The sequence below is a fragment of the Williamwhitmania sp. genome (genome assembly GCA_035529935.1).
Classification (GTDB): domain Bacteria; phylum Bacteroidota; class Bacteroidia; order Bacteroidales; family Williamwhitmaniaceae; genus Williamwhitmania.
In genome coordinates this window covers 1-24324 of record DATKVT010000021.1, presented here as the reverse complement: position 1 = coordinate 24324, position 24324 = coordinate 1, and the positions used below count along the sequence as shown (strand labels likewise).

26 protein-coding genes are annotated in these 24324 nt (G+C 39.1%); all 26 read right to left on the bottom strand.

Translation table 11 applies throughout. The features are described from left to right. Positions 1 to 7 precede the first annotated feature (7 nt). A complete protein-coding gene (locus tag VMW01_01300) occupies positions 8 to 1210 on the bottom strand; it encodes a glycosyltransferase family 4 protein (protein HUW04870.1) in 1203 nt (400 codons plus the stop codon). A gap of 11 nt (positions 1211 to 1221) precedes the next feature. Further along, on the bottom strand, positions 1222 to 2358 hold the full coding sequence (gene wecB, locus VMW01_01295; GenBank protein ID HUW04869.1) for a UDP-N-acetylglucosamine 2-epimerase (non-hydrolyzing): 1137 nt from the start codon (positions 2356 to 2358) through the stop codon (positions 1222 to 1224). Positions 2359 to 2455: 97 nt separating this feature from the next. After that, positions 2456 to 2800, bottom strand: coding sequence for a four helix bundle protein (locus VMW01_01290; GenBank protein ID HUW04868.1), 345 nt, complete (start codon positions 2798 to 2800; stop codon positions 2456 to 2458). 58 nt (positions 2801 to 2858) lie between these two features. Further along, positions 2859 to 3995, bottom strand: a complete 1137-nt coding sequence (locus VMW01_01285) for an NAD-dependent epimerase/dehydratase family protein (protein HUW04867.1) — start codon at positions 3993 to 3995, stop codon at positions 2859 to 2861. Between the two features lie 11 nt (positions 3996 to 4006). Then, complete coding sequence (locus VMW01_01280; GenBank protein ID HUW04866.1) at positions 4007 to 5044, bottom strand: polysaccharide biosynthesis protein; 1038 nt, start codon at positions 5042 to 5044, stop codon at positions 4007 to 4009. Between the two features lie 12 nt (positions 5045 to 5056). Continuing rightward, complete coding sequence (locus tag VMW01_01275; GenBank protein ID HUW04865.1) at positions 5057 to 6232, bottom strand: glycosyltransferase; 1176 nt, start codon at positions 6230 to 6232, stop codon at positions 5057 to 5059. Continuing rightward, entirely contained in the window at positions 6225 to 7214 is a 990-nt protein-coding gene (locus VMW01_01270) for a glycosyltransferase family 2 protein (GenBank protein HUW04864.1), read from the bottom strand. Before VMW01_01270 ends, VMW01_01275 begins: the two co-directional genes overlap by 8 nt. Then, positions 7183 to 8421, bottom strand: coding sequence for a hypothetical protein (locus tag VMW01_01265; GenBank protein HUW04863.1), 1239 nt, complete (start codon positions 8419 to 8421; stop codon positions 7183 to 7185). The genes VMW01_01270 and VMW01_01265 overlap by 32 nt, the downstream gene beginning before the upstream one ends. After that, positions 8421 to 9671 carry an oligosaccharide flippase family protein gene (locus VMW01_01260; protein HUW04862.1) on the bottom strand — a complete coding sequence of 417 codons (1251 nt, stop codon included), beginning with the start codon at positions 9669 to 9671 and terminating at the stop codon, positions 8421 to 8423. Before VMW01_01260 ends, VMW01_01265 begins: the two co-directional genes overlap by 1 nt. 171 nt (positions 9672 to 9842) lie before the next feature. Beyond that, a complete protein-coding gene (rfbC, locus tag VMW01_01255) occupies positions 9843 to 10409 on the bottom strand; it encodes a dTDP-4-dehydrorhamnose 3,5-epimerase (protein HUW04861.1) in 567 nt (188 codons plus the stop codon). 161 nt (positions 10410 to 10570) lie between these two features. Further along, positions 10571 to 11449, bottom strand: coding sequence for a glucose-1-phosphate thymidylyltransferase RfbA (gene rfbA / locus VMW01_01250; protein ID HUW04860.1), 879 nt, complete (start codon positions 11447 to 11449; stop codon positions 10571 to 10573). Positions 11450 to 11468: 19 nt separating this feature from the next. Next, positions 11469 to 12464: an SDR family oxidoreductase gene (locus VMW01_01245; protein ID HUW04859.1), complete on the bottom strand. Its 996-nt coding sequence runs from the start codon at positions 12462 to 12464 to the stop codon at positions 11469 to 11471. A 216-nt stretch (positions 12465 to 12680) separates the two neighbouring features. Then, positions 12681 to 13346, bottom strand: coding sequence for an acetyltransferase (locus VMW01_01240; GenBank protein ID HUW04858.1), 666 nt, complete (start codon positions 13344 to 13346; stop codon positions 12681 to 12683). A gap of 77 nt (positions 13347 to 13423) precedes the next feature. Next, on the bottom strand, positions 13424 to 14053 hold the full coding sequence (locus tag VMW01_01235; GenBank protein HUW04857.1) for an MBL fold metallo-hydrolase: 630 nt from the start codon (positions 14051 to 14053) through the stop codon (positions 13424 to 13426). A 2-nt stretch (positions 14054 to 14055) separates the two neighbouring features. Continuing rightward, positions 14056 to 14808, bottom strand: a complete 753-nt coding sequence (locus VMW01_01230; GenBank protein ID HUW04856.1) for an SDR family oxidoreductase — start codon at positions 14806 to 14808, stop codon at positions 14056 to 14058. Between the two features lie 9 nt (positions 14809 to 14817). After that, a complete protein-coding gene (locus VMW01_01225; GenBank protein ID HUW04855.1) occupies positions 14818 to 15582 on the bottom strand; it encodes an SDR family oxidoreductase in 765 nt (254 codons plus the stop codon). Beyond that, a complete protein-coding gene (locus tag VMW01_01220; protein HUW04854.1) occupies positions 15582 to 15797 on the bottom strand; it encodes a phosphopantetheine-binding protein in 216 nt (71 codons plus the stop codon). Before VMW01_01220 ends, VMW01_01225 begins: the two co-directional genes overlap by 1 nt. A gap of 18 nt (positions 15798 to 15815) precedes the next feature. Next, the gene (locus VMW01_01215) at positions 15816 to 16880 is read right to left on the bottom strand and encodes a ketoacyl-ACP synthase III (GenBank protein HUW04853.1); all 1065 of its coding nucleotides are present in this window, start codon (positions 16878 to 16880) and stop codon (positions 15816 to 15818) included. Next, positions 16877 to 17110, bottom strand: coding sequence for a phosphopantetheine-binding protein (locus VMW01_01210; GenBank protein ID HUW04852.1), 234 nt, complete (start codon positions 17108 to 17110; stop codon positions 16877 to 16879). The genes VMW01_01215 and VMW01_01210 overlap by 4 nt, the downstream gene beginning before the upstream one ends. After that, positions 17091 to 17930: a GNAT family N-acetyltransferase gene (locus VMW01_01205; protein HUW04851.1), complete on the bottom strand. Its 840-nt coding sequence runs from the start codon at positions 17928 to 17930 to the stop codon at positions 17091 to 17093. The genes VMW01_01210 and VMW01_01205 overlap by 20 nt, the downstream gene beginning before the upstream one ends. Continuing rightward, the gene (locus VMW01_01200; protein HUW04850.1) at positions 17923 to 19449 is read right to left on the bottom strand and encodes an amino acid adenylation domain-containing protein; all 1527 of its coding nucleotides are present in this window, start codon (positions 19447 to 19449) and stop codon (positions 17923 to 17925) included. The genes VMW01_01205 and VMW01_01200 overlap by 8 nt, the downstream gene beginning before the upstream one ends. 298 nt (positions 19450 to 19747) lie before the next feature. Then, entirely contained in the window at positions 19748 to 21043 is a 1296-nt protein-coding gene (locus VMW01_01195) for a nucleotide sugar dehydrogenase (GenBank protein ID HUW04849.1), read from the bottom strand. 23 nt (positions 21044 to 21066) lie between these two features. Continuing rightward, the gene (locus VMW01_01190) at positions 21067 to 22020 is read right to left on the bottom strand and encodes a Gfo/Idh/MocA family oxidoreductase (GenBank protein ID HUW04848.1); all 954 of its coding nucleotides are present in this window, start codon (positions 22018 to 22020) and stop codon (positions 21067 to 21069) included. Continuing rightward, positions 22020 to 22598 (bottom strand): acyltransferase, encoded by a 579-nt coding sequence (locus tag VMW01_01185; protein ID HUW04847.1) that lies wholly within the window; start codon positions 22596 to 22598, stop codon positions 22020 to 22022. The genes VMW01_01190 and VMW01_01185 overlap by 1 nt, the downstream gene beginning before the upstream one ends. A 47-nt stretch (positions 22599 to 22645) precedes the next feature. Then, positions 22646 to 23779 carry a DegT/DnrJ/EryC1/StrS family aminotransferase gene (locus tag VMW01_01180; GenBank protein HUW04846.1) on the bottom strand — a complete coding sequence of 378 codons (1134 nt, stop codon included), beginning with the start codon at positions 23777 to 23779 and terminating at the stop codon, positions 22646 to 22648. 243 nt (positions 23780 to 24022) lie between these two features. Beyond that, on the bottom strand, positions 24023 to 24324 hold a 302-nt coding region (locus tag VMW01_01175), incomplete at its 5' end, for a hypothetical protein (protein ID HUW04845.1).

Here is a 24324-nt window from a genome sequence, read left to right as displayed (position 1 = left end):
ATCGTTACTAACAATTAATTATATTACAAAGATTATCTATACACGCATTTTTTTTAAAGTGTTGGTTAAAATATTTATACCCTGAACTTCCTTTACTTTCAAAGTCGGCTTTATATGGTAAAACTTTCTCTTTAATTATCTTCACAAGGTTTTCATAATCCCCTGAGCCCACTGAATAGCCACAATCAGCATCCTTAATAATCTCGGCACCCTCACCGTTTAACATAGCCAATATTGGTCGAGAAGCGGCCATATATGCCTGTAGTTTAGCAGGAACTGTTAAGTTGAAAATCATCTCATCTTTTAATGTAACTAAAAGAGCATCTGCATTTTTAAAAAAAGTAGGCATTGTCTCATACGGATAAATACCAAGTGCAAAAACTGTTTCATGCAATTCATTGTCTTTTATAAACTGTTCCACCCAAGGTTTCTTTCTACCATCTCCAACAAATATCCATTTTACATCTTTATTATTTTTCATTAACAACGTCGCTTGCATTATGGCTTCAAAATCTTGTGACTCTCCTATATTTCCAGCAAACATTATTCTAAAACCATCTGCTAAAATTGGAATAGTTAGTTCAGAACTTTCGTCAATATCGTTTTCACTCCAATTTGGAAAATAAATAATTTTTTTTGAAAAATCACCCTTCTGAAGAATTGATTTTTCAAATCCTCTGGAACTGATCAGAATTTTGTCGGAATTTTTATAGGTGAATCTTACAATCCTTTCGAAAAATGACAAAATTTGTCTATTAGTAACTCCACCAGATGAAGTTAAACTCTCAGGCCATAAATCCAAAACCCAAAAATAGATTGGGATCCTTTGTATTTTTTTTAGAATAATTGCAGGTATTCCTTGAGTTATTGGTGAAGGTTCATGAACAACAATACAATCAAACCGTTGAAATATAGCCAAAATAAAAGCATAAAAAGATGCAAAAAATGCGAATGAAAAATAATTTAATGCTAAGGCCATTCCACTCCCATTCCCTCTTGGTATAAGAAAAGAGCGATAAACTTTAACTCCATTAATAGTTTCGATTCGTCTACGGAATAGACCATAACCTTTAAAAAATCTTCCGCTAGGGTAATTTGGGATTCCCGTTAACACGGTAACTTTATAGCCTCGTTTGGATAATTCAAAAGCAATATCATTACTCTTAAAATTTTCAGGATAAAAATACTGTGTTACTAAAAGAACTCTCATGATTCAAAAACTTATTCACTCCACACCACTCGCTTCACATAATCGGTATAGCTCAAAATTATTCTCACCATCTTGTCAGAAACGTTAGGAATAGAGTAATCAGCAACAGGTAAAGAATTCCGTGTCTCGCCAATTTTCTGATATTTTAATTGAGTCAATCCTTGCAGAATACGTTCTGGATTCAACCCAACCATCATAACCGAAGCCTGCTCCATTGCTTCGGGACGCTCGTGGGCATCACGAATATTAAGTGCACGAAAATTTAGTATTGAAGACTCTTCTGAGATAGTACCGCTATCAGAAAGAACCGCATATGAGTTAACCTGAAGAGCATTGTAATCATTAAATCCGAGTGGCTTTAAAAACCGGATTTCATTACGAACTTTTATATTCTTGGAATCAATCATTTTTCGAGTACGTGGATGGGTGCTAACAATAATTGGAAGGTTATAATTCTCTGCAATCAGATTAAGGGCTTCCATCAGCCCACTAAAATTCTTTTCGCTGTTAATATTCTCCTCCCGGTGAGCAGAGACAACAAAGAATTTTCCTTTTTCTAAGTTTAATCGACTCAATACATCCGACTTAGTAATTTGAGGAAGATAGTAATTAAGCACCTCAAACATTGGAGAACCTGTTTTTATAATCCGATCAGCCGGTAGACCTTCTCTTAAAAGATATTCACGGGCAATATCACTATAGGTTAGGTTGATGTCAGATATATGGTCAACTATTTTCCGGTTTGTCTCCTCGGGAACCCGCTGATCGAAGCAACGATTTCCTGCCTCCATGTGGAAAATTGGAATATGGCGTTTTTTGGCAGGAATGGCACAAAGACAGCTATTAGTATCACCTAAAACCAAAAAAGCATCGGGTTTGAGCTGCTCCAACAATGGATCAATTTTAATCAGTATTTGCCCCACCGTTTCTATTGCTGTTGCTCCCGCAGCATCTAAAAAATAATCTGGCTTACGTATGCCTAAATCCTCATAAAATATTTGATTTAGTTCATAATCGTAGTTCTGCCCTGTATGAATGGTAATATGGTCGATGGCTTCAGACTGATCTAGTTTTGCCATCACTCGCGAAAGTCTTATTATTTCAGGTCGGGTGCCAACAACAGTTACAACTTTAAGCCTTGTTTGCATAACTTTTATTTATATAAGAAAAAAGACAAAAACGCAAAGATAAAAACTAAAATAGAAACAGTGAATGCTCGTTTTAAACAATTAGCAGATGAACTAATTATGCTCTAGTTTTTTGACAGATCGAGCCAAGGATAAGTTTTAGTTCAGTCGATTCTTTGATTAACCAGTTCAACTCTTCAGAAACTTCAACTGAAATACCTTTAATAATTCTTAACCAATAATTTGATTCTCTCATTTCACGTAATGAGATACGAATCTTATTGTTAAAATCTGCTTTTGAAGAACCAGCTTGGGCTTCTTCGTAATTAGCTCCTGATGAAGTACAACTCTTAGATAATTGGTACTTTATCACCTTGTATTCAGTTGTATCAGGTAAATTACGAATATATTTAATACATCTAATTGCAAAATCAAATAGCCGGTCTTCGAGATCGTTCTTCATACTATAAATAACTTTCTATCTATATCTTTTTCCTTCGCTATTTATCTTTTATCTTTACCTATACCTGTTCAAAAAAGGTATCCTGATCGGCTGGATCGAAGTGCTCACTTATCCAAAAAATGGTATAAACTTCTTCTGTTCCTACATTGGTTATGTTATGGGTAAACCATACCGGCATATCTACAAATGAAGGATTGTTCCCACCATCCAACTCAAAGGTGAACTTTTTATCAGTGCCTATACGCCTAAATTCTATTATAGCCTTACCCTTTATTACAGCAAAACGCTCTGCCTTTCGGGTATGAAAATGGTTACCCCGTGTTATACCTGGTTTGGTAGTAGAAAAAGAGACTTGCCCACCACTATTCAACTTTATCGTCTCCACAAACGAACCTCTTTCATCGGTATTTAGTTTTAGATGAAAGGGGAAAAACGATTTATGGTCATTATAGGTTAGTAAGGTATTAAACAAATTGCGATCCAATGCATTGCCCAAGTTTGGAAGCATCCCATTTTCAAAATAACGTTCTTTAAAACCTTTTAGCTTCTCAAGTAATTCAGATACTTTAATGGTAGAAGTATATGGTACCTCGCATCGCTCAATAGATTCAACATCATTAAGAACTGTGACCTCAATTTTATTCAACAAAAAATCAACTAACTCAGCTACGTAAATTAACTTCAACTCGCCATCAGTTTCAATCGTTGGCGTCTCCTTATGCGTTAGTTGGTGACAAAAAGTGGCAACAACAGAGTTATAGTAGGGATTACCAAAGGGACCAAACACATTAGGAATAACGAGGCCAGTAAATCTTGCCCCTGAACGTTTCGCCCAATTTTCAAATAGTTCACGCCCCTCCTTTTTCGATCTACCGTACAGATTATCTCTCTCCTCTTGTGTTGAGGATGAAAATAAAATATGGGGAGTTATATTTGAAGAGTCACATGCTTCAATAAGTTTCTTTACTAAAGAGATATTTGTGCTGTAAAGTACCTCTGGATCATTATGACGATTCATGGCTGCTAAATGAACAATCACATCGCAAGAGGTGACAAACTCAATTAACTTCTCTCTTTCGTTGAAAAACTTATCATCGAAAGGAATACGCATAAATTTATCGGATAAAAGGCCAAGAGTATTATAGAGGTGAGTACCTACAAAACCAGATTGACCGGTAATTCCAACTTTCAGCATACTGTATTAAATTAATCAGGATATTGGTTACTACTCTCTTCACCTAGTATATCTTTGCGTATCATGGGAAGTTTTAAGAGAAGTCTTTTCATTCCCTCTACATCCAACAATTCTGTATTGTGCGAATGATACTCCTCAAATTGAGATACATCCGGAATACCCTCTGAAAAATACTGAGCATAATTAAGGTCTCTATTATCAGCAGGAATTCTAAAATAGTTTCCTAAATCTTCTGCCTTAACCATATCCTCCCTATTAACTAAGGTCTCGTATAACTTCTCTCCATGCCTAGTACCGATTATCTTAATTTCACTAGTAGACTTATAGAGTTCGATTAAAGCTTTAGCCAAAGTCTCAATAGTTGCCGAGGGAGCCTTTTGAACAAACAGGTCACCCGGTTTACCATGCTCAAACGCATAAAGAACGAGATCAACTGCATCCTCCAAGGTCATCATGAACCGAGTCATGTTAGGATCGGTAATGGTCAATGGCTTTCCAACTTTTAATTGTTCTATAAACAATGGAATAACAGAACCTCTGGAGGCCATTACATTTCCATAGCGCGTGCCACAAAATATTTGGGTTGCTGGATCATTGCTTCGTGACCTTGCAACCATCACCTTCTCCATTAACGCCTTCGACATGCCCATTGCGTTAATGGGATAGGCAGCTTTGTCGGTACTTAATACCACCAACCGCTTCACTCCATACTTTTCAGCAGCCTGAAGAACATTATCGGTTCCGAGGATATTAGTTTTAACCGCCTCAACAGGAAAAAACTCACAGGATGGAACCTGCTTCAGTGCGGCAGCATGGAATACAAAATCAACACCATGCATGGCTCTATCGATGCTATTAGCATCCCTTACATCACCGATATAGAACTTAATCTTTGAAGAGTTATAGTGACGACGCATGTCATCCTGCTTCTTCTCATCACGTGAAAAAATACGTATTTCATTAATGTCAGTATCAAGAAACCGTTTAAGGACAGCATTACCAAAAGAACCAGTGCCTCCGGTAATAAGAAGAATTTTATTTTGAAACATAAAATTAGGATTTTAGTGCAAGGAGTTCTCCATTAATACTTTAAAACAATCATTTATGGATTTATTAAATTCTACAATGTATTTCATCAGTAACTTTTTATTTTCATTGACCAAAAGTATCCTTTCTTCATTAGAAAGAGAATAGAATGTCATAATTTTATCACTAAGTTCCTCTGCATTTTCAGAATGAAATAAGTAATTATTATTTATCAATGTGTTATTCTTAAACATTTCTATATTTGATGTAACCAATAATGTACCTAAAGAAATAACACTAGAAGGAATTCCGCTATTTGTTCCTTTTACATATGGAAGAACTATCAGATCACAATTTTTTATCACAGAAACATAAGTAGAGTCGTCAACAAACTGATCAAAAACATATATACCTTTTGAATCAGAAATTCGCTTTGTATCAATTCCGTCTGGAAAATTACCCACTAATAATAGTTCTGATTCCTTTGTATGATCATAAAATAAATCCCAAGCTTTCAATAAAGTATCAAGTCCTTTTTCCTTTCGAAAATGGCCAACCATGCCCACCCTAAATGTGCTGCCATCCTTAGATTTAAATATATCAGGTATATTCTCAATCCCAGTTATTGGAAAATTGCACAGATTCATAACAGGAAAAGGATATTTGAATATTTTTTTTAAAGCAATACCATAAGTTAAAATTAACTCCTCACTCGAATTATCATTATGAACAATTAAATAATCTGCTAGATCAAAGAATTTCTTCTTAGTTTTAATTTTCTTTTCATTATTAATATCATTAAGACCAAATGGAATTACATCATGACAGGTAATCGCAATTGAAATATTAAAGAAACTTAGAATAGAAAGAAACCAATATTCAATTCGCAAATCACTTGTTAAACTATAATTAACTATTTTCACTTCACACTTTAAAACATAACTCAATATACGAATCAATGATAACAATAATTCAACATATCGAATAATATGCCTGATACTTTGATTCTTTCGTAAAAATGTATAAGGAGCTGAAAGTTCAGAAAAACGATAAAAATATTTTTTTCCATACATAAATGGAAAATAATAGTTTACGAAAATCTCCTGTTTATAATTTAAACTTAAACTAGTATATATTTCATGAATATAAGTTCCTGCCGAACCACTAGTACCAGCATAAATATGTATTATATCGAGAACACGTCTACTCATAACACCGAAATAAAATTCCGAAAGAAGTCTTAAAAATTACCAATAGCAACTCTATCGCCCGTTTAAATTGTCCTCGTAAAAACCGATTTAATACAGAACCAAATGTGAATGGAATTACAGAAATGAGATATTGTGGGTAGTAACGATAAGTAAAAATTATTCTATTCCTAACCTGACATTGATCTGCGATCAGACTTAACCTTTTAACACTTGACTTGGTTGATCCGCCTTCCTTATGGAAGACTCTAGCTTTATATTCGTATCCAAATCGAAAATCATATTGTTTTCCTCTCATTACCCAATCCAGCTCCTCAAAATAAAGGAAATAACTCTCTTCCATTAAGCCGACCTTTTCAATAAAATCGCAAGAAACAAAAAGGGAGGCACCAATAGGATAATTAAATATAACATCTTGAACATCATATTGTCCTTCGTCGAACTCACCATCACCCAATTGCGAGCATGTCGCAGTGTATTTATTATACATACCACCAACGCCTTGGAATCTATCAGGTTGGTAATAACGAAATAGCTTACAACCTAATATTCCTAAACGACTATTATTTATTCTCTCATACTCCATCCTTTCCACTAAATAACCTAAAGTATTCACTTCTATAATTGTATCATTATTCAAAAACCAGACATATTCAAAATTCAATCCTATGTTTTTAACAAATCTTACTCCAAAGTTATTTCCACCAGCAAAGCCAAGATTTATTGGAGTCTTAATAAATAATAAATTATTTGAAACCAATAAATTGTAAGAACGATTAATATTTAATAAATCATTATATTTATTATCAACATCATTTCTATTAGTATAATCCGCGAATTTAACATAAGAATCGTCTAAGGAATTGTTGTCAACAACAACAATGCAATAATCAGTATTATCAGACTTCTTTATCGAATTAATGCAGTCAATAGTATCACATGCATTATTGTAGTTAACTAATATAATTATCGATTTTCGATTCATTTGAGTATTTATAATGAGTAGCTAATACAATTGACAAAAACAAAATACCTGTTGAAGAAAAATAAAAAGGATTAAAAAATGCAATAACTAAATACAGTAGATAAGAAAGATACAGCCAACCTTGATTGTCTCTTTTTAAAAACCTGATCGGATATATCATTAAATACAAATAAATAGATCCTAATACAAAACCAAAACGCCTAAACAATTCAAAATATGTTAACTCAGAAAAGGTTAGAGTCATATGTCGCGAAGGAATATAAAACTCACTACCAACACCCTGTCCAAATAAAAAAGTTGGAATATTTGACCGATAAATATTTATATAATCAGAAACCATTAATATTTTTACCTTATTTGATTCATCTAGTGGATTGAAAAACATTTCATAAATAACGTGATATTTGATTAAACCTGTAATTACAATGATTACCAACAAAACAAACATCAGGTAAATCTTTTTTATTGGCGTAGAATAATAGTAATAAATAATTGGAATAATAAAAATACTAGCAACAAAATTTGCTCTTGAACCGCTTAAAAGCAGACCTAACAAGTTAACAACTGTTAAGACTAAATATCTTTTTTTACTTGTTTTTCTGTAAAAATAAAAACAGTAACTAATTGCAATTAGTATTAGCGGTGAAGTCCAAAAATAAACACGGACCACAGAAAATCCAGCCAAATATTTTATCGCAATAGTAAAGATTAAATACTTATTCCCAAATAGGAAGAAAGAATTTGTCGAATTAGGAAAAACTCTAATTACAATATATACAGCAATAATAAGAATAGAAAGTATACATAACCAAGTAACAAATATTTTTAGTACATCCTTTTTAAAACTAAAAACGATAAACCCGAATAAAAGAAATAGGAATGTTTTTAGAATCCCTGTATCAATTGTAACTCCATGCGATTTTTGAAATACAAAATATGTTACTAAAGAAATCAAAGGCAATACAACACTAAAAACAAAAATATAAACAAATAGATTAACATTTATGGCAATTCTCTTCTTTATAAAAATATTGGAAATAAAGAGCAACACAATTAAAACAAACAATTTATCCTTAATCCCAAATAACAGACCTGCAGGATCAAAAACACAAATAAATAACAATATTGACGAAAAAAAGAAAATAATATTATCAATAGAAATCTTCTTAGATATCTTTGAGTTTAATATTTTCACAATAGTAATCATTAATAAACTTTGTTTTTTCTACATAAAAACACGGAATATCCTAAAACAAAAGATTCCACTAAAATAATAACACCCGCCAGTTGAAACAACCCCACCTGATTTAACATTATTAAAATCCCAATTGATACAAGATAAACAACCACGGAGGACGAACGCAGTTTCGCATAATCCCTTAAAAAACCAAAAGGAACCAATAGTAAATCGTTAAAGAATAGGCCAACGCTTATTGGAAGAATAGTTAACCCAAGCAAACGAAGTAAGGATATTGCTTCAGGATTATTAGTCCCACTAAACAGATGGATAATCTGAACAGAAAAGAGAAACAGTCCAGAGTACACAACTACAAAGAATGTAAAAACCAAACTCATTGCCTTTTTCACAAATCGAACATCCTTATCGCGAGAAATTCGAGGAAATAATGTTTGCCCTACCAAAAAAATGGGCACTTTGAGTAGATTTACTACTTTATCAGCGATGTCATATATTGCTACATCCTGCATACCGAGAAAAGAGCCTACTATTAGCTTATTTGCATTCACGTATACTTGGGAAGATACATTTGATATAAAGAGCGGAATATTATCGCGAATGCAACTGGTTAATTCAAGTTTGGTTAACCATCTAAATCGATTATTGTGTACTCTGAATACGATGTATAATCCAATTAATGCCCCCGATACAGTTCCCAGTCCTAAAAATAGCGGGACTAAATAGTAGTCGGTTGCCTCTTTTACAAAAGCAAATATTAACAATGCAGACGCAACTCGTGTTGCCACATTAATGAAGGTGATATATTTCATTTTTTCTATTCCCTGGAAATACCAAATTGGGAAAAGTGCCTCACTGAGGCAAACTAGCATTGAGAGGTAAAAGACTTTTGGATGAGCATTCAGTAGTGGAATAAATATTATAAGTATTGAAATAATCGCTAGCGAAATAAAGAAAAAAAGCAACTTAAGCGATAAAATAGCGGAAATAACATCTCCAATCTTTGCATTATCTCCACGATGTATGGAAATATCACGAGTAGCAGTAACGTTAAATCCAAAACTTACGATAATAGTAAAGTATAAGGCAATAGTTTGAGCAAATACAACTAGTCCATAATTTTCCTTCCCTAAGACCCTAAAAAGATACGGTATAGTAAGCATAAATATGAGCAAGTTTGACACTTGCAGCATACTTAGAAACGAAAAGTTCTCAAATATTACTCTATTTTTATTTACTATAGATTTTACTCTATTTATCATCTTTATTTATAAAATAAACATTTTAACAAGGAATTGATTCCAAAAATACCATAAAAACCAAGAAAATAATCAAACATGTTATCGATTAGATTACTTAATCTCATATTTTTTTTGCAATCACAATTTGTAACACAATTGAGCCATTGCTCGTTCTTCAACTACCAACTGAATTTAATACAAACTCTCGGCATAGTCAAATGCTACCGCCTCCTCAAACAAAGGCAAAACCTTGTCCTTATCCGATAGTATTATCTTACCGGGATCTATCGGCCACTGAATATTTACCGTTGGATCATCCCACATGAAAGCGCCCTCCTGGTTTGGAACATAGTATGCATCACACTTATACTGAAAAATGGCTTTTTCCGACAGTGTTAAGAAGCCGTGCGCAAAACCTCGTGGAACAAAGAGTTGCCTCTTGTTTTCATCCGAAAGTTCAACGGCCACATACTTTCCAAAGGTTGGTGAGCCCTTCCGCATATCCACTGCCACATCCAAAACCTTTCCTACAACCACTCGAACCAACTTCGATTGGCTGTATGGTGATAGCTGATAGTGCATACCACGAAGAACTCCATACTGAGAATGAGACTCATTATCTTGTAAAAAAGTGGTATTACAAACCTTTTCAATAAATTGTTTATGTGAGTGCGATTCAAAAAACAGACCACGGCTATCAACAAAAACTCTAGGTTCTATAATTTTAACCTCGGGAATTGATGTTTCAATAACGTTCATTTGTGAGTGATGAGTTGTGAGTTGTGAGTTGTGAGTTATGAGTCGAAGCGCAGTGAAGATCCCGATTTATCGGGGTTATTTGTGAAAGGCTTTCCTAATACCTAATAACCAAAAAACCTAATTACCTAATAACCTAAACAGCTAATCCCCTAATTAAGCATCTATTTCTTCTCCACCAAGCTAACCAGATATTGCCCATACTGGTTCTTAATCATGGGTTGCGCCAACTCCAGAAGGCGCTCCTTGGTGATCCACCCCTTGCTGAAGGCAATCTCCTCGAGGCAGGCGATTTTGAGGCCTTGCCTATGCTCAATGGTCTCCACATAGTTACTGGCTTCGGCCAAAGACTCATGCGTTCCCGTATCGAGCCAAGTAAACCCACGCCCCATTAACTCCACATTTAAGCGATTTTGCTTGAGATACTCCTGATTAACAGTAGTTATCTCCAGCTCTCCTCGAGCAGAGGGCTTGATGCTCTTGGCCACCTTAACCACGTCGTTGGTATAAAAGTAAAGTCCCACAACAGCATAGTTCGACTTTGGATGTTCCGGTTTTTCCTCAATGCTGGTAACCCTACCGCTGGCATCAAACTCTGCCACTCCATAACGTTCGGGATCGTTTACCCAGTAGCCAAATACCGTGGCAGCAGCGTCTTTTTCAACATTTACTCTTGCACTCTCCAGTAAGCCTGTAAATCCGTGTCCATGAAATATGTTATCGCCCAGCACTAGGCAAACGCTATCGGTACCAATAAACTTCTCGCCAATAATAAAGGCCTGAGCCAACCCATCGGGGCTAGGCTGTTCGGCGTAAGAGAGGGATACCCCATAATCGGAGCCATCACCAAGCAAGCGTCTAAATCCGGGTAAATCATCAGGAGTGGAAATAATTAAAATCTCCCTAATCCCTGCAAGCATTAGCACAGATAAGGGGTAGTAAATCATCGGCTTATCATAAATTGGAAGCATCTGTTTCGAAACTCCCTTTGTAATTGGGAAAAGACGTGTGCCTGCCCCACCTGCTAATACGATACCTTTCATTTGATTTGATTTATGGTTATTATTGATTGACAAGCAATTGGTAATACCATGAAGTTGAGAGACTCAGCCCCTCCTTAAACAGATGGATGGGCTTATAACCCAAAAGCCTCTGGGCCTTTTCAATGCTAGCCAACGAATGTCGAACATCTCCCTCCCGCTCTTTGCCAAATACTGGTTCAATCCTCTTGATTTCGGAATCGTACTCACCTAAAAACTCCTTAAGATAGGTAACAAGCTGGTTAAGCGTATTCCTTTCACCACAGGCAGCGTTAAAAACCTGATTTACTGCCGCTTTAGTTTGTGTAGTCGCAGCGAGTAAATTCATTAGAACCACATTTTCGATATGGGTAAAATCGCGTGAATGATTTCCATCCCCATTGATTATTGGTTGCTCATGCTCGATTAGCATTTTTACAAACTTTGGAATAACGGCTGCATAGGCGCCATCGGGGTCCTGCCGCTTCCCAAAAACATTGAAATATCTTAAACCAATGGTCTCTATTCCATATAGCTTGCCAAAATTTTCGGCATACAGCTCGTTTACATACTTGGTAATGGCATAGGGCGAAAGTGGCTTCCCTATATGCTCTTCCACCTTTGGCAAGGCGGGATGATCGCCATAAGTAGATGAGCTCGCAGCATAGATGAAACGCTTCACACCCTGCTCCTTAGCCGCAAAAAGCATCTTTACAAATCCGCCTATGTTTACGTCCGTGGTCGTTATCGGATCATTTATCGAGCGTGGAACGCTCCCAAGGGCTGCCTCATGAAAAACAAGGTCAACACCAGCAACAGCTCTTTGGCAATCTTCATAATTACGAATATCACCGTTTATGAGCACAAAATTTGGGTTCTCTAGAAATGAAGCAATGTTAACTTGCTTACCGGTGGAGAAATTATCCAAGCAGGTCACTCTATTCCCTTGACGAAGCAGCTCCTCACAGAGGTTAGAGCCAATAAACCCTGCTCCGCCGGTTACAAGAATACTCCTATTTGTTAAAGTTGGATAAAGCATTGAAAACAATAGAATCTTATTTAACTAAAGACGGATATTGCTGATACCTATATTGGTACAAAAATAGCTCATCCTATTTGATACAGCTTCGCCTTCTCAGTCCCACAAAAGACTGCTTGAAATAAGGCAGACAAAAGTAATTCTAATAAAGAAAAGATCAAACCGAAAGTAATAAATAAGCCACTAAAAGGTCACCCTACATCGAACTGACGTAAATTAGTCAACTTTCGGAATTGCGATAACTTGTTCTTTGTAGCGGTAAAAAATGGTAGAGTTGTCCCCAATGTGCTTGTCCACCACCATACCGGCTTGTATGGTATTGTTGTTCCCAATTTCGATGTGCGGGATTACGGTGGCGCGTATCCCAAAAAAATTGTTGTCTCCCACCTTAACCCGGCCTGCAATCCCTGCAGTGGACAGAAAATTTCCATTCCCCACCGTGCAATCGTGGCTAATAAAGCTGTAGGAGGTAATAAAGTTAAAATCACCGATAGCAGTATTTGGACCGATGATACAAAAAGGATAAATAATATTTCCCTTGCCAATTTTGGTTGATGCCGGCATAATAACGGAGGAGTGAATAAAACTTGCTAGCACTGCACCCTTTTCCAGCAATCGATTAATCATTGTATTTCGAAAAGGTATATCCGATATACCTACTAGAACCTCTACGTTTTCGTCAGGCACAAAAGAATCAATATCACAAAGTACAGGTGCCTTAAGATTATACCTAGCATAGTACTTTTCAATATTGTATGCATACTCGATATAGCCAACAATATTCGTTTGTTTATCCAATTCAACTTTGCTGTTATTGTCGTCGATATAGGATGTAAGTTCAGCCGCAACGGCGCCAGTTCCAAGTATGATAATGTTCTTCATTTTGAAATTTTTTGTTAAGACTGAAAAAGGCCTAAAAACGAAAACAACAGGATCGATTAGTTTCGGTTAATCTTCCTTTAAAGAAGGTCACTGAACTTAATTTCATCAAACATAAAACTTTCGCCGTGACCAGGGTAAACAACTATTTGCTTCCCCTTCATTTTATTCTCAAGAAACGAAAATGATTCCTTGAGCTTGCCCTTGCTCCCGGTGGGTAGCTTAACCACGGTTTTTAGGTCCTTTATTATGGTGTCGCCAGTGAACAGGAAGTTTTCTATCTGAAAGCACAAGCTACCATCGGTATGGCCAGGCGTTTCAAAAGCTTCGATGATGGAATCGTTCCAACTTATGGTAATACCGTTATCAACTAAAATATCAGCCGGATAGGTTTCAAACCCAACTTGATCGTAAAACAGGGACATATTCTTTTTCCGATCAACGATTTTCTCGGAACAGATTTTCGAACTAACGATGCTGCAGCCATAGCTATCTTTCAACCTATTTACTCCCCAAACATGGTCAAAATGCTCATGGGTTAACAAAATATACTCCGGTGCTAAATTATTATCGTTAAGGTAGGTTATCAGCTCCTCGCAGTCACTCGTTCCAGGGTCGATGATAACGCACGACCGATATCCATTCTTACTAATGACAAAGCTGTTGGAGGGAATCGGTCGATTTTCAATTCTAGAAACAACACATGCCATTTCTAACCGGAAATATTAATGGTTCTCCCCCCATCAACGGTAAATTGCTGACCCGTTATCCAGCGTGATTTCTCTGAAAGCAGAAACTCAACCATTGAACAAATATCTTCAGGTTTTCCCTCTCCAAGTGGATAGCTGCTGAGCATTCTTTCAAGCGTTTCAGCGTTTTCGAATATAGTGCTGGTCATTTCAGTATGGATGGCTCCGGGTAGCACAGAATTTATCCTCACTTTGGGTGCTAACTCAACGGCTAGGCACCTCATCATAGAATCGAGGGCTGCCTTTGAGGAGGCATAAGCACTAAAAGCCTTTGCACCAAAATTACTAACGTTACTGGATATAAACACGGCACTCCGAAGGGCCGAATTATTACTCTTACGATTGGTAAGTGCCTTAAGAATCAGCACAGCAGAAATCGTATTGGTTGAATAGGTTGAAGTTAGGGTTTCCAAAGTGATCATCTTTAGCGGGACCATCTTCATAAAGCCCGCGCAGTGAACAAATTGGGTAATTTCAATATTGCTATTTTGAATAAAGGCTGATAGCTCTGCCTCCAATTTTTCAACACCGCTTAAATCGAAATTAAAAATTAGCTGCGAGTTGGCATTTGAGCACATACCCTTTACCTCCATTAGCCTTTCTTGGTTTCTCCCATTCAGAATTACGTTATGGTTCTTGGAAAGGCTAATGGCAATATGCCTACCAATACCCGATGAGGCACCGGTAACGAGTATAAATTGCTTTTTTTCTTCCATAGGTATGAGCTATTGTGCAGTAAACCCGCCATCGATATTGAAAACAGCCCCAGTCACCCATTTTGCGGCATCCGAAAGCAGATAAGCAATGGAGCTGGCAACGTCATCCGGTTCTCCAATACCCAAAGGATGTAAGCGGTTTAATGTTTCTGCGTAGTTGGCATCAAAAAGTTCACTTGCCGAATTTAGCATGTTGGTCTTCACAAATCCAGGAGCAACACAGTTTACTCTAATCCCCTTACCTGCCAACTCCATTGCAAGCGATTTTGTTATTCCGAGCAAGGCAGACTTACTCATGGCATAACCCACATTTGCGGGAGATCCCACAATTCCATAAACGGACGAAACCAATACGATAGAGCCCTTCTCGCCCGCATAAATGTTCCTGTTAATAAATAACTTAGCCAATTCAAGGGCCGAGTATGTATTAAGGGTAAAAACGTCAAAACACTTTTCCTCGCTTATCGATTTCAACGGAGCAATATATGACTTGCCGGCTAGGTGCACTACTCCGTTCAGCTTGCCAAAGTTTAAAACCATTTCCAACACTTCAGCCTTTAGCTTGGGAAAATCGACAAGGTCGAAGGCTAATATTTGATCGTCAGTGCTACAGAGCTGCTTGGTTTCCAGCAAACCTTCTCGATTTATATCGATAAGCAAAAGCTTGGCACCAAGCTTTGAAAGCATAATGCTTGTGGCCTTGCCAATACCCGAGGCAGCACCAGTAACTAGTATGCGTCGACCTTCAAGAGAAAAGGGATTAAAGCTGCTCACTATTTTTTGCTATTAATCAGTTCGTAAAGACCTCCAACTGTTTTCGATCCAATAACATCGTTTGCCGACAAAGCAACATTATAGCTATCGCCTGCAAAGGCAATAATTGAAAGTATGGTTAATGAATCCCAACATTCAAACGACTTAAGTTCATCACTCAAATTAAAATCATCAACTTCAAGAATTTCAGCCATCTGTGCTTTAAACTTATCCATATTACAATATTTTAAAAATTAAAAATCAATTTGCTTAACAAACGTCAGGTTCTCAAGATGTAGTATCATGGAAGCCCAGGTTAAACCTACGCCAAAACCGGCTAGACAAACCAATAGGGAGTCATTAGTAAGTTTGTCGCCAATATTATGGGTTATAACAGTTGGAATGGAAGCACCGCTGGAGTTCCCAAAGTTTTCAACAATGTTGCTGGGCATTTTATCGCGAGGCACCTCCAACTTATCAGCCAACTTATTCAACATAAACCTATTGGGTTGATGAAACAGATACCAGTCAATATCATTTTTATTAACGCCTGCGTGAGCACAAAGCTCTTCAATCATCGGTGGTACTTCACGTTGAACGAAATTAAATACCTCATCCCCTTTCATTACAAGATTGTCCAACGATCGAAAATTACCAGCAGCATCTTCTTGCATCTCAGCAGTCTGTGGACTAGAGGGTAATTTAAAACCACCCGCTGGAATCATCAGTGCATCAGATCCTGTTCCATCCATTTTAAGAAAAGTGAAGATATTCGTTGGCTTACTGCTACGCTCAACAATGGTAATAGAGGCTCCGTCGCCAATTAGTGGATTACTATTTCGATCTCTTTTCGATACCTTACGGCTCAGAATATCGGCATTAAGCACAACCACCTTCTTAATGGATTCTTGCTCCAAAAGCATGAATGCTTGCATAAGGCCAACAATATATCCAGCACACCCTTGGTTGATATCGAGGCAAACCATATCGGTTTTTAAGCCCAACCGTCCCTGAATTACATTGCTGGTGGGTGGCATAAAGTAGTCGGGCGATTGGGTTATCAAAATAAGGGCATCAACCTCCTCCTTTTTCAGATAATCATTATCGAAAAGGTAAGTAAGTCCGTGAATGCATAGATCGGAAACAGTCACATCTTCGTTAACAATTCGATGGGTGTTATAGCCCATTGCCATCTTGAGCTTAAGCGACTTTGCCGTGGAGAAGTTGTAGTTCTCCATCTCATCCTCAAAACGAACAACTCTTGAAGGCAGAACAGTAAGAATACCTGTAATCGCCTTGTTTTTATAGTTAAAGATCATTGTTTCACACCATTTTTCACTAGCAAATTTACGATATTATCAACCGTGGCAAAATTTTCTGGCAATACATCCATTCCATCAATAGATATCTTAAAATGCTCATCCAATGCAGTTACTAAATTTACAACATCGAAGCTATCGAGCATTCCTTGTTCAATAAAATTAACATCTTCAGTAAAGTCAAACTCAGGCCGAAGGTCCGTTAAGATATCAATCACCACTTTTTTCATACTTCAAAGCTTTATTATTTACAAAGACAATATCGACTAAATTCTCACTTTTAAAACCATAATGCTCATAGCGAACAATTGCATTATGGTTGTCGCTAATTACCCAGAAAAGCTGGCGCTTGGTTGATCGTGCCTCCTCAAAAAAACGATGAAGTAGTGAAGATCCAACCTTTTTGTTCCTATGCAACGGATGGGTAAACCAATAGCGTAGGTAGCCAGTAATTCCAACTATTTCGAAAATGGCAAAACCAACTATGGTGTGGGTCTCCCTAAAAACGACAACACCATTTTGCTCTATCCATTCTAGCAACTCACCATCGAGCGGCAGCTGCTCGGCAAGAGGGTCAAAGTAACGAGCAAGTAACTCTTTTACCTCCAGCAAATCGTTTTTTGTTGCAAACTCAACAGAAGCATTTATTGCCAAAGTTGCCTGTTGCTGCTCGAGCCTTGACATTCGATGAAGCTGCGTGTATTGTGAGTAGTCCCTGCTCTCAAAAACTTCAGCAACCTCTGTTAATGACTCCTTGGTTCCAACGTTATCAAAAACAAATGTATCGTTTGGATATTTCTGCCAAACTTTCTCTAGTAAAGCATTAAGTGCAGCGGCATTTGCCACAAAGTAATAGCCGCTATAAAAACCACTATTTTTCTTGAAGAAACAGGCATAATCGTCGCTTTCGATGGAAAACAAAAGCCCAAGGTCAATCCAGCGATTTGTTTTTTTTAAATCACCAAAATAGTTGGTCAAGAAGCCCTTCCCCTTGCCTCTAATGCGCCTATTTGCATTCTGAACTACCTCAAGGGAGCTTACCCTATCCATTATTGATGGAGTTATTTAAGAAAAGTCGGTCGATTTTGCCATTAATATTGCGTGGCATCTCTTCTAGCCGCATGTATACAGTTGGTATCATGTATTTTGGAAAAACGGTCGCAATTTTTGATTTCAATTCCGCAAGAGATATCTCCCCTTTGGCTTCGAAAAATAGGGTGATCTCCTTCTTGCTAAAGTTGTAAACCACACATCCATTCTCCACCAACTTCAACGTATTAATTATAACATGCTCAATTTCACCCAATTCAATTCGATATCCCATGTGTTTTATGAGGCTATCCTTTCGACCCTTGAATTCAATTTCGCCACGCTCATTAATTGAAACAATATCTCCCGTTCGATAGATAATTTCGGGATAGGACGAATTCAAAGGATTCTGCACAAAAGCCTCTGCTGTTTTCACGGGATTGTTGTAATATCCCATTGCCAAAGAGGAGCCACGCACACATAGCTCTCCCTCTTCACCAATAGCCACACGTTGGTTCGACTCATTTAGGATGAGGACATCACTATTCTTGCAAGGAAACCCAATGGGGATAGGTTCATTGTCCTTTAGCTCTCTCTCCACAACATAGTAGGTGCAATCGAGCGTAATTTCGATGGGGCCATACAGGTTTACAAACTTGGTGCTGGGCAACTGCTGCTTCCATTGGTTAAACTGCTTGGTGGGGAAAACCTCACCAGCAAACCAAACAGTTTTTAGAACGGGTAAAGCAATTTTCGACAGCAAGTCCATATTGGCAATGTTCACCATAATGGTTGGCACCCAAAAAATGAAGGTAACCTTTTGTTCTTGCATTATGCTCAATAACTTGGCAGGAAATGCGGCCAACGAATCGGGCAAAACTACAAGAGTGCTTCCCTTGGCCATCAACATGCATAGCTCAAAGCTATAAATATCAAACACAATTGGCGAAAGAGAACCAACTATCTCATTATCTTTAATATGCAACGTATCAATAGCCCATTCGGTAAAGTCAATAAAGCTCCTATGGTTTAGCACAACCCCTTTGGGCGTTCCGGTGGATCCAGAGGTGTTTATTATGCAGTATGGGTCAGTATCGATATGCGCTTCGAGCCTCCGATAAATCAATTCGTCCCCACTGCTGGAAGCTTCAATGTCGTCGATGCAAAGAATAGTGCATTTATAGGAAATGCCGCTTAACCTCTCTCGATTTGCGTTATTGGTAAGTATTAATACCGGTTGAATCAGGTTGAGAATGTTCTCAATGCGCAGCTGAGGCGATTTTACATCCAGGTTCATGTAAACATTCCCACTATATGTAATGGCCAAATCGGCCACAACGCTTTCGATGCCTTTTGGTAAAAAAACTGCAACCGGTTTGTTTAGCACTTGCTCAACCGCTACGATAATTCTATTGGCAACATTTTTAGAATCTTGGCCTAGCTGTGAAAATGAAATGCTCTTATCTCCCTCAATAACCGCAGCTCTATTAGGATGGAGTTTTTGAACCCTATCAAAATATTCAATTAGATTCTTCTGCATTGCTGGTAATAATTACTAGGTTCACAAACAATATTTGGTTCTATCAAACTTTAAATCAATTCTATGTGGAAAACTTTAATAAACCAATTTTGATACAGCTTCGCCCTCTCAGTCCCACAAAAGACTGCATAAAATATGGCAGACCAAATTACCCCTAAAATGGGTAAGACCAAATCGAAGGCCCAAAAAAGTGCTCACGAAATATGCAATTTCGCAATATCCTTCATGCATAAACGTCTGATGCTGCTTTTGCCTCAGACGTTAAAAATCAATTGCGCAGAAAATATACACCAACAATCTAAAGACTCCAGTAATTTAAGGCTTTGATTTTATCACGATATACTCCCTTTACATCCACAAAAATGCAACCCTCTGATGCTATTCCTTGGAACCACTCCTCCTTTAGCAGGATATACTGTTGGTGGCTTACAGCAACAATAATGGCATCGTATTTTCCGGATGGTTCCTTTGCGATATCAAATCCATACTCTTGTTTTACCTCTTGGGCATCAGCATAAGCATCAATAACATCAATGTGTTTCACCCCGAAAGAAATTAGTTCTCTATAGATGTCAACCACCTTGGAATTACGGATATCGCTCACATTTTCCTTAAAGGTTACTCCCATAATGAGCACGTGGGTCTCCTTTGGATTTTTGTCAGCACCAATCATCTTCTTTACCGTCTGCTTGGCAACGTAGCCACCCATGGAGTCGTTGATAAACCGACCTGCACTAATAATTTGAGGATGGTAGCCCACCTCCTTTGCCTTGTAAACCAGGTAGTATGGATCAACCCCAATGCAGTGACCGCCAACCAACCCTGGAAAAAACTTTAGAAAATTCCACTTCGTCCCTGCAGCCTCCAGCACCTCCATGGTATTAATTCCCATTCGGTTGAAAATGATGGATAGCTCGTTCATAAACGCAATGTTGATGTCGCGCTGGGTATTCTCAATAATTTTGGCCGCCTCTGCCACCTTTATGCTGCTGGCGCGGTGTATGCCCGCCTGAATAATCAGCTCGTAGGTCTTTGCTATCTCCTCTGCCGATTCAGCATCGCAGCCGGAGGTAATCTTCTTTATTTTCACCAACGTATGCTCCCTGTCACCCGGGTTGATCCGCTCCGGTGAAAAGCCTACCTTAAAATCCTCAACATACTTCAACCCCGATAGCTGCTCCAGCAGCGGAACGCAATCTTCCTCCGTGCAGCCCGGATACACAGTGGATTCGTACACCACGTAATCGCCCTTCTTTAATACCTTACCCACGGTTGCGGTGGCCGCAAGCAGCGGCTTCAAATCGGGAAGGTTATGATCATCGATGGGGGTTGGCACCGCAACAACAAAGAATTTAGCTTTTTTAAGATCTTCTAGATGGCTAGTGTACTCTATTTCGCACCCCTTAAAAGCCTCGCTCTCCAGCTCCTTGCTTGGATCAATGCCCTCCTGCATCAGCTTAACCCGATCGGGCTTAATATCGAATCCTATAACGGAGATTTTACGGGCAAATTCAAGTGCAATGGGCAGCCCTACATATCCTAAGCCTATTACAGCCAACTTTTCATGCTTGGCAACTAGGTCTTGATATATCATCGCTCAAGTTTTAAAGGGTTAAATTACTTCTTGCAGAATGGATGGTAGTCACCGGTTAAACCAAGAGGCTTAAAATTACGAATGGTATAGGCCGTTTGAATGGATGGCTTGGCGTCCTGAAGGCCAAATCCCTTGCCAGCAATAATTTGACGGTAACTTTCGGTATGCAGGTCGGTAAAGCCTTCTGAAAACTCAATCTCCTTCCCCTCCATCGTAATCGACCGGAAGGTGCGCTGCCCTTTCTGCCTTATGGCTTCAGGGATATCCGTATAATCTACGCTTAAGAACCATCTTACCCGAGCCTTCTTCAGGCGAAGGTAACCGGCAGATTTATCCGGCTCCGAAAGGTGAACCACGTTCTCCTGCACCTCGCCAAAAACCCAGGAGAGCATATCAAAGAAGTGAATGCCAATGTTGGTGGCAATGCCACCCGACTTCTGGGCATCGCCCTTCCACGAAACAAAATACCAATGCCCACGGCTTGTAATGTAGGTGAGATCCACGTCGAAAATCTTATCGGCAGGAGCCTTAGCCACCTCCTCTCTTAGCGCAATAATAGCTGGGTGCAACCGAAGCTGCAGAATGGTGTTCACCTTATGGCCGGTTTCCTGCTCTATCTCCTGCAGGGCATCCACGTTCCACGGGTTGAGCACCAGCGGTTTTTCGCATATGGCCTCAGCCCCCTGGCGCAGGGCAAACCGAATATGGGAATCGTGCAGGTAGTTCGGGGTACAAATGCTTACATAGTCAATGCGGGTGCCATGCCGCTTTAGCTTATCAAAGTGCCGGTCGAAGCGCTCATACTCCACAAAGAAATCGGCTTCGGGAAAAAAGCTATCCATGATGCCCACGCTGTCGAACCTATCGAGAGCTGCAATGAGGTTATTTCCTGTATCCTTAATTGCCCTCAAGTGGCGTGGTGCAATGTATCCGGAGGCCCCAATGAGACCAAAATTTAACTTTTTTGAATCTTCCATTACTCTATTTTTTCAACATGTTCTGATGCTAATCGATACCAATGCCCACTTTCTGGACATACGGCAATACCATCGCTATTAAAGGTAAGCTTATGGCCATACTCGCTCATCCATCCAGCCTGCCGGGCAGGGTTGCCAACCACCAAGGCGTAGGGCTTAACCTCCCTCGTTACCACAGCGCCTGCTCCTATAAACGCAAACTGGCCAATATTATGTCCACATACGATGGTTGCGTTGGCGCCAATGGAGGCTCCCTTTCCAACAATGGTCTTTAAATACTGGTCACGGCGATTAACTGCGCTTCGCGGATTTATCACGTTGGTAAAAACCATTGAAGGTCCTAAAAACACGTCATCCTCACAAACCACGCCCGTGTATATGGAGACGTTGTTCTGCACCTTTACATTATTGCCCAGAATCACCTCCGGGGAAATAACCACGTTCTGGCCAATATTACACCCCTTGCCGATAACACATCCCGGCATAATATGGCTAAAGTGCCAAATTTTTGTTCCTGCACCAATTATGCACCCGCTATCGATAACGGCTGTTTCGTGAGCAAAGTATGCCTTTTCCATTTCAAAATTCGATTCAGTATATTCTTCTTCACAGTATAAACAATGTCCTACTCAAGATAGTTAAGTATGGCCCCTGCAATATATTCCTGCTGCTCGAGGGTCAGCTCCGTGTGCATGGGTAACGAAAATACCGATGCACACAGCTGATCGGTAACCGGAAACTCCTTTGTTATTGCCACTTTCTGGTATTCGGCAAAGGCAACCTGGCGATGAAGCGGAACGGGATAGTAAATCATCGCTGGTATGCCCTTGGAGGCAAGGTATTTTATCAGCTCCTGCCGATCGCCATCCAGCAGCCGGAGGGTGTACTGGTGAAAAATATGGTTGGAATCCGCAACTCTGAATGGCGTTTTCAGCGCTGAGCAGCTGGCAAAAAGCCTATCGTACCTATCTGCCGCTTGTATTCTCGCCTGGTTATACTGGTCCAAATACTTCAGCTTAACTCTTAAAATGGCTGCCTGAATGGTGTCCAGGCGAGAGTTAAGCCCGATCCGATCGTGGTGGTAGCGCACCTTCATGCCGTGGTTGGCAATGGAGCGAATTTCTTCAGCCAAGCTATCATCGTTGGTGTAGAGCGCTCCACCGTCGCCGTAGCATCCAAGGTTTTTTGATGGGAAAAAGGAGGTTGTTCCAATGTGACCTATGGTGCCCGCTCTTGCTACCGACCCACTGGAAAAGGTGTAGCTGCTCCCCAGAGCTTGGGCAACATCCTCAACAACAAAAATTCCAAACTTTTGCGCCACCTGCATAATGGCTTCCATGTTGGCGCACTGGCCAAAGAGATGCACTGGAATAATGGCTCTAGTTCTCGCGGTTATTGCCTTTTCCAGCTGTTCGATATCCAGGGTGAATGAATCAATGTCCACGTCCACCAGCACAGGGGTTAGCCCCATTAGCGCAACCACCTCAACGGTAGCAATAAAGGTGAAGTTGGGAGTTACTACCTCATCTCCCGGCTTAAGCCCCAGCGCCATGAGGGCAATTTGAAGAGCATCGGTGCCATTACCACAGGCAATTACGTGCTTGCAGTTTAAATAGGAGCCTAACTCTTGCTGAAATTGTTTTACCGCCTCCCCTTTTATAAACGCAGAACTATCGATAACAGACTGAATTCCAGAATCAACTTCATCCTTAATCTTAAGGTATTGTCCCTTAAGATCGCACATTACGATATTATCCATTGCTATACCTTGAATAAGAGTACGAAAATACAATATTTACTTGAAGGCAGTCCAACCTTTTTTGAAAAAAGAGGTAACATTTGTTAACCTGATTGTAACGACAAAATCCAACAAAAATTTGATTTACCAATGTTTAATAGATTCACTCAAGAGTAAAGATGAGCTTACAGCATTACTATTAAAAAGAATAAGGCCGTCGTTTAGACAGCCTTATTCTTTAAATATGCAATAACATCTGGTTTTCTACTTTGCAAAACTAATTGCGCGGGTTTCTCGAATTACGGTAATCTTAACCTGTCCAGGGTAGGTCATCTCATCCTGAATTTTTTGGGCAATATCGAACGATAGACGTTCTGCCTCTTGGTCGGTTACCTTTTCACTACCCACAATCACGCGCAGCTCTCGTCCTGCCTGAATAGCGAAGGTCTTGAGCACACCGGGATATGAAAGAGCAAGTTGCTCCATCTCCTTCAAACGCTTGATGTAGCTCTCCACTATTTCGCGGCGAGCGCCTGGACGAGCACCAGAAATGGCATCGCACACCT

What these genes read in the sequence shown, in the direction of transcription:
- VMW01_01265 (HUW04863.1), bottom strand. Translation starts at nt 8,421, where the DNA reads ATGATTACTATTGTGAAAATATTAAACTCAAAGATATCTAAGAAGATT.
- VMW01_01215 (HUW04853.1), bottom strand. Translation starts at nt 16,880, where the DNA reads ATGATCTTTAACTATAAAAACAAGGCGATTACAGGTATTCTTACTGTT.
- VMW01_01195 (HUW04849.1), bottom strand. Translation starts at nt 21,043, where the DNA reads ATGATATATCAAGACCTAGTTGCCAAGCATGAAAAGTTGGCTGTAATA.
- VMW01_01185 (HUW04847.1), bottom strand. Translation starts at nt 22,598, where the DNA reads ATGGAAAAGGCATACTTTGCTCACGAAACAGCCGTTATCGATAGCGGG.
- VMW01_01285 (HUW04867.1), bottom strand. Translation starts at nt 3,995, where the DNA reads ATGCTGAAAGTTGGAATTACCGGTCAATCTGGTTTTGTAGGTACTCAC.
- VMW01_01220 (HUW04854.1), bottom strand. Translation starts at nt 15,797, where the DNA reads ATGGATAAGTTTAAAGCACAGATGGCTGAAATTCTTGAAGTTGATGAT.
- VMW01_01235 (HUW04857.1), bottom strand. Translation starts at nt 14,053, where the DNA reads ATGGCATGTGTTGTTTCTAGAATTGAAAATCGACCGATTCCCTCCAAC.
- VMW01_01270 (HUW04864.1), bottom strand. Translation starts at nt 7,214, where the DNA reads ATGAATCGAAAATCGATAATTATATTAGTTAACTACAATAATGCATGT.
- VMW01_01240 (HUW04858.1), bottom strand. Translation starts at nt 13,346, where the DNA reads ATGAAGAACATTATCATACTTGGAACTGGCGCCGTTGCGGCTGAACTT.
- VMW01_01205 (HUW04851.1), bottom strand. Translation starts at nt 17,930, where the DNA reads ATGGATAGGGTAAGCTCCCTTGAGGTAGTTCAGAATGCAAATAGGCGC.
- VMW01_01210 (HUW04852.1), bottom strand. Translation starts at nt 17,110, where the DNA reads ATGAAAAAAGTGGTGATTGATATCTTAACGGACCTTCGGCCTGAGTTT.
- VMW01_01290 (HUW04868.1), bottom strand. Translation starts at nt 2,800, where the DNA reads ATGAAGAACGATCTCGAAGACCGGCTATTTGATTTTGCAATTAGATGT.
- VMW01_01280 (HUW04866.1), bottom strand. Translation starts at nt 5,044, where the DNA reads ATGTTTCAAAATAAAATTCTTCTTATTACCGGAGGCACTGGTTCTTTT.
- VMW01_01245 (HUW04859.1), bottom strand. Translation starts at nt 12,464, where the DNA reads ATGCTTTATCCAACTTTAACAAATAGGAGTATTCTTGTAACCGGCGGA.
- VMW01_01230 (HUW04856.1), bottom strand. Translation starts at nt 14,808, where the DNA reads ATGGAAGAAAAAAAGCAATTTATACTCGTTACCGGTGCCTCATCGGGT.
- VMW01_01300 (HUW04870.1), bottom strand. Translation starts at nt 1,210, where the DNA reads ATGAGAGTTCTTTTAGTAACACAGTATTTTTATCCTGAAAATTTTAAG.
- rfbC (HUW04861.1), bottom strand. Translation starts at nt 10,409, where the DNA reads ATGAACGTTATTGAAACATCAATTCCCGAGGTTAAAATTATAGAACCT.
- VMW01_01260 (HUW04862.1), bottom strand. Translation starts at nt 9,671, where the DNA reads ATGATAAATAGAGTAAAATCTATAGTAAATAAAAATAGAGTAATATTT.
- VMW01_01200 (HUW04850.1), bottom strand. Translation starts at nt 19,449, where the DNA reads ATGCAGAAGAATCTAATTGAATATTTTGATAGGGTTCAAAAACTCCAT.
- rfbA (HUW04860.1), bottom strand. Translation starts at nt 11,449, where the DNA reads ATGAAAGGTATCGTATTAGCAGGTGGGGCAGGCACACGTCTTTTCCCA.
- wecB (HUW04869.1), bottom strand. Translation starts at nt 2,358, where the DNA reads ATGCAAACAAGGCTTAAAGTTGTAACTGTTGTTGGCACCCGACCTGAA.
- VMW01_01190 (HUW04848.1), bottom strand. Translation starts at nt 22,020, where the DNA reads ATGGAAGATTCAAAAAAGTTAAATTTTGGTCTCATTGGGGCCTCCGGA.
- VMW01_01180 (HUW04846.1), bottom strand. Translation starts at nt 23,779, where the DNA reads ATGGATAATATCGTAATGTGCGATCTTAAGGGACAATACCTTAAGATT.
- VMW01_01275 (HUW04865.1), bottom strand. Translation starts at nt 6,232, where the DNA reads ATGAGTAGACGTGTTCTCGATATAATACATATTTATGCTGGTACTAGT.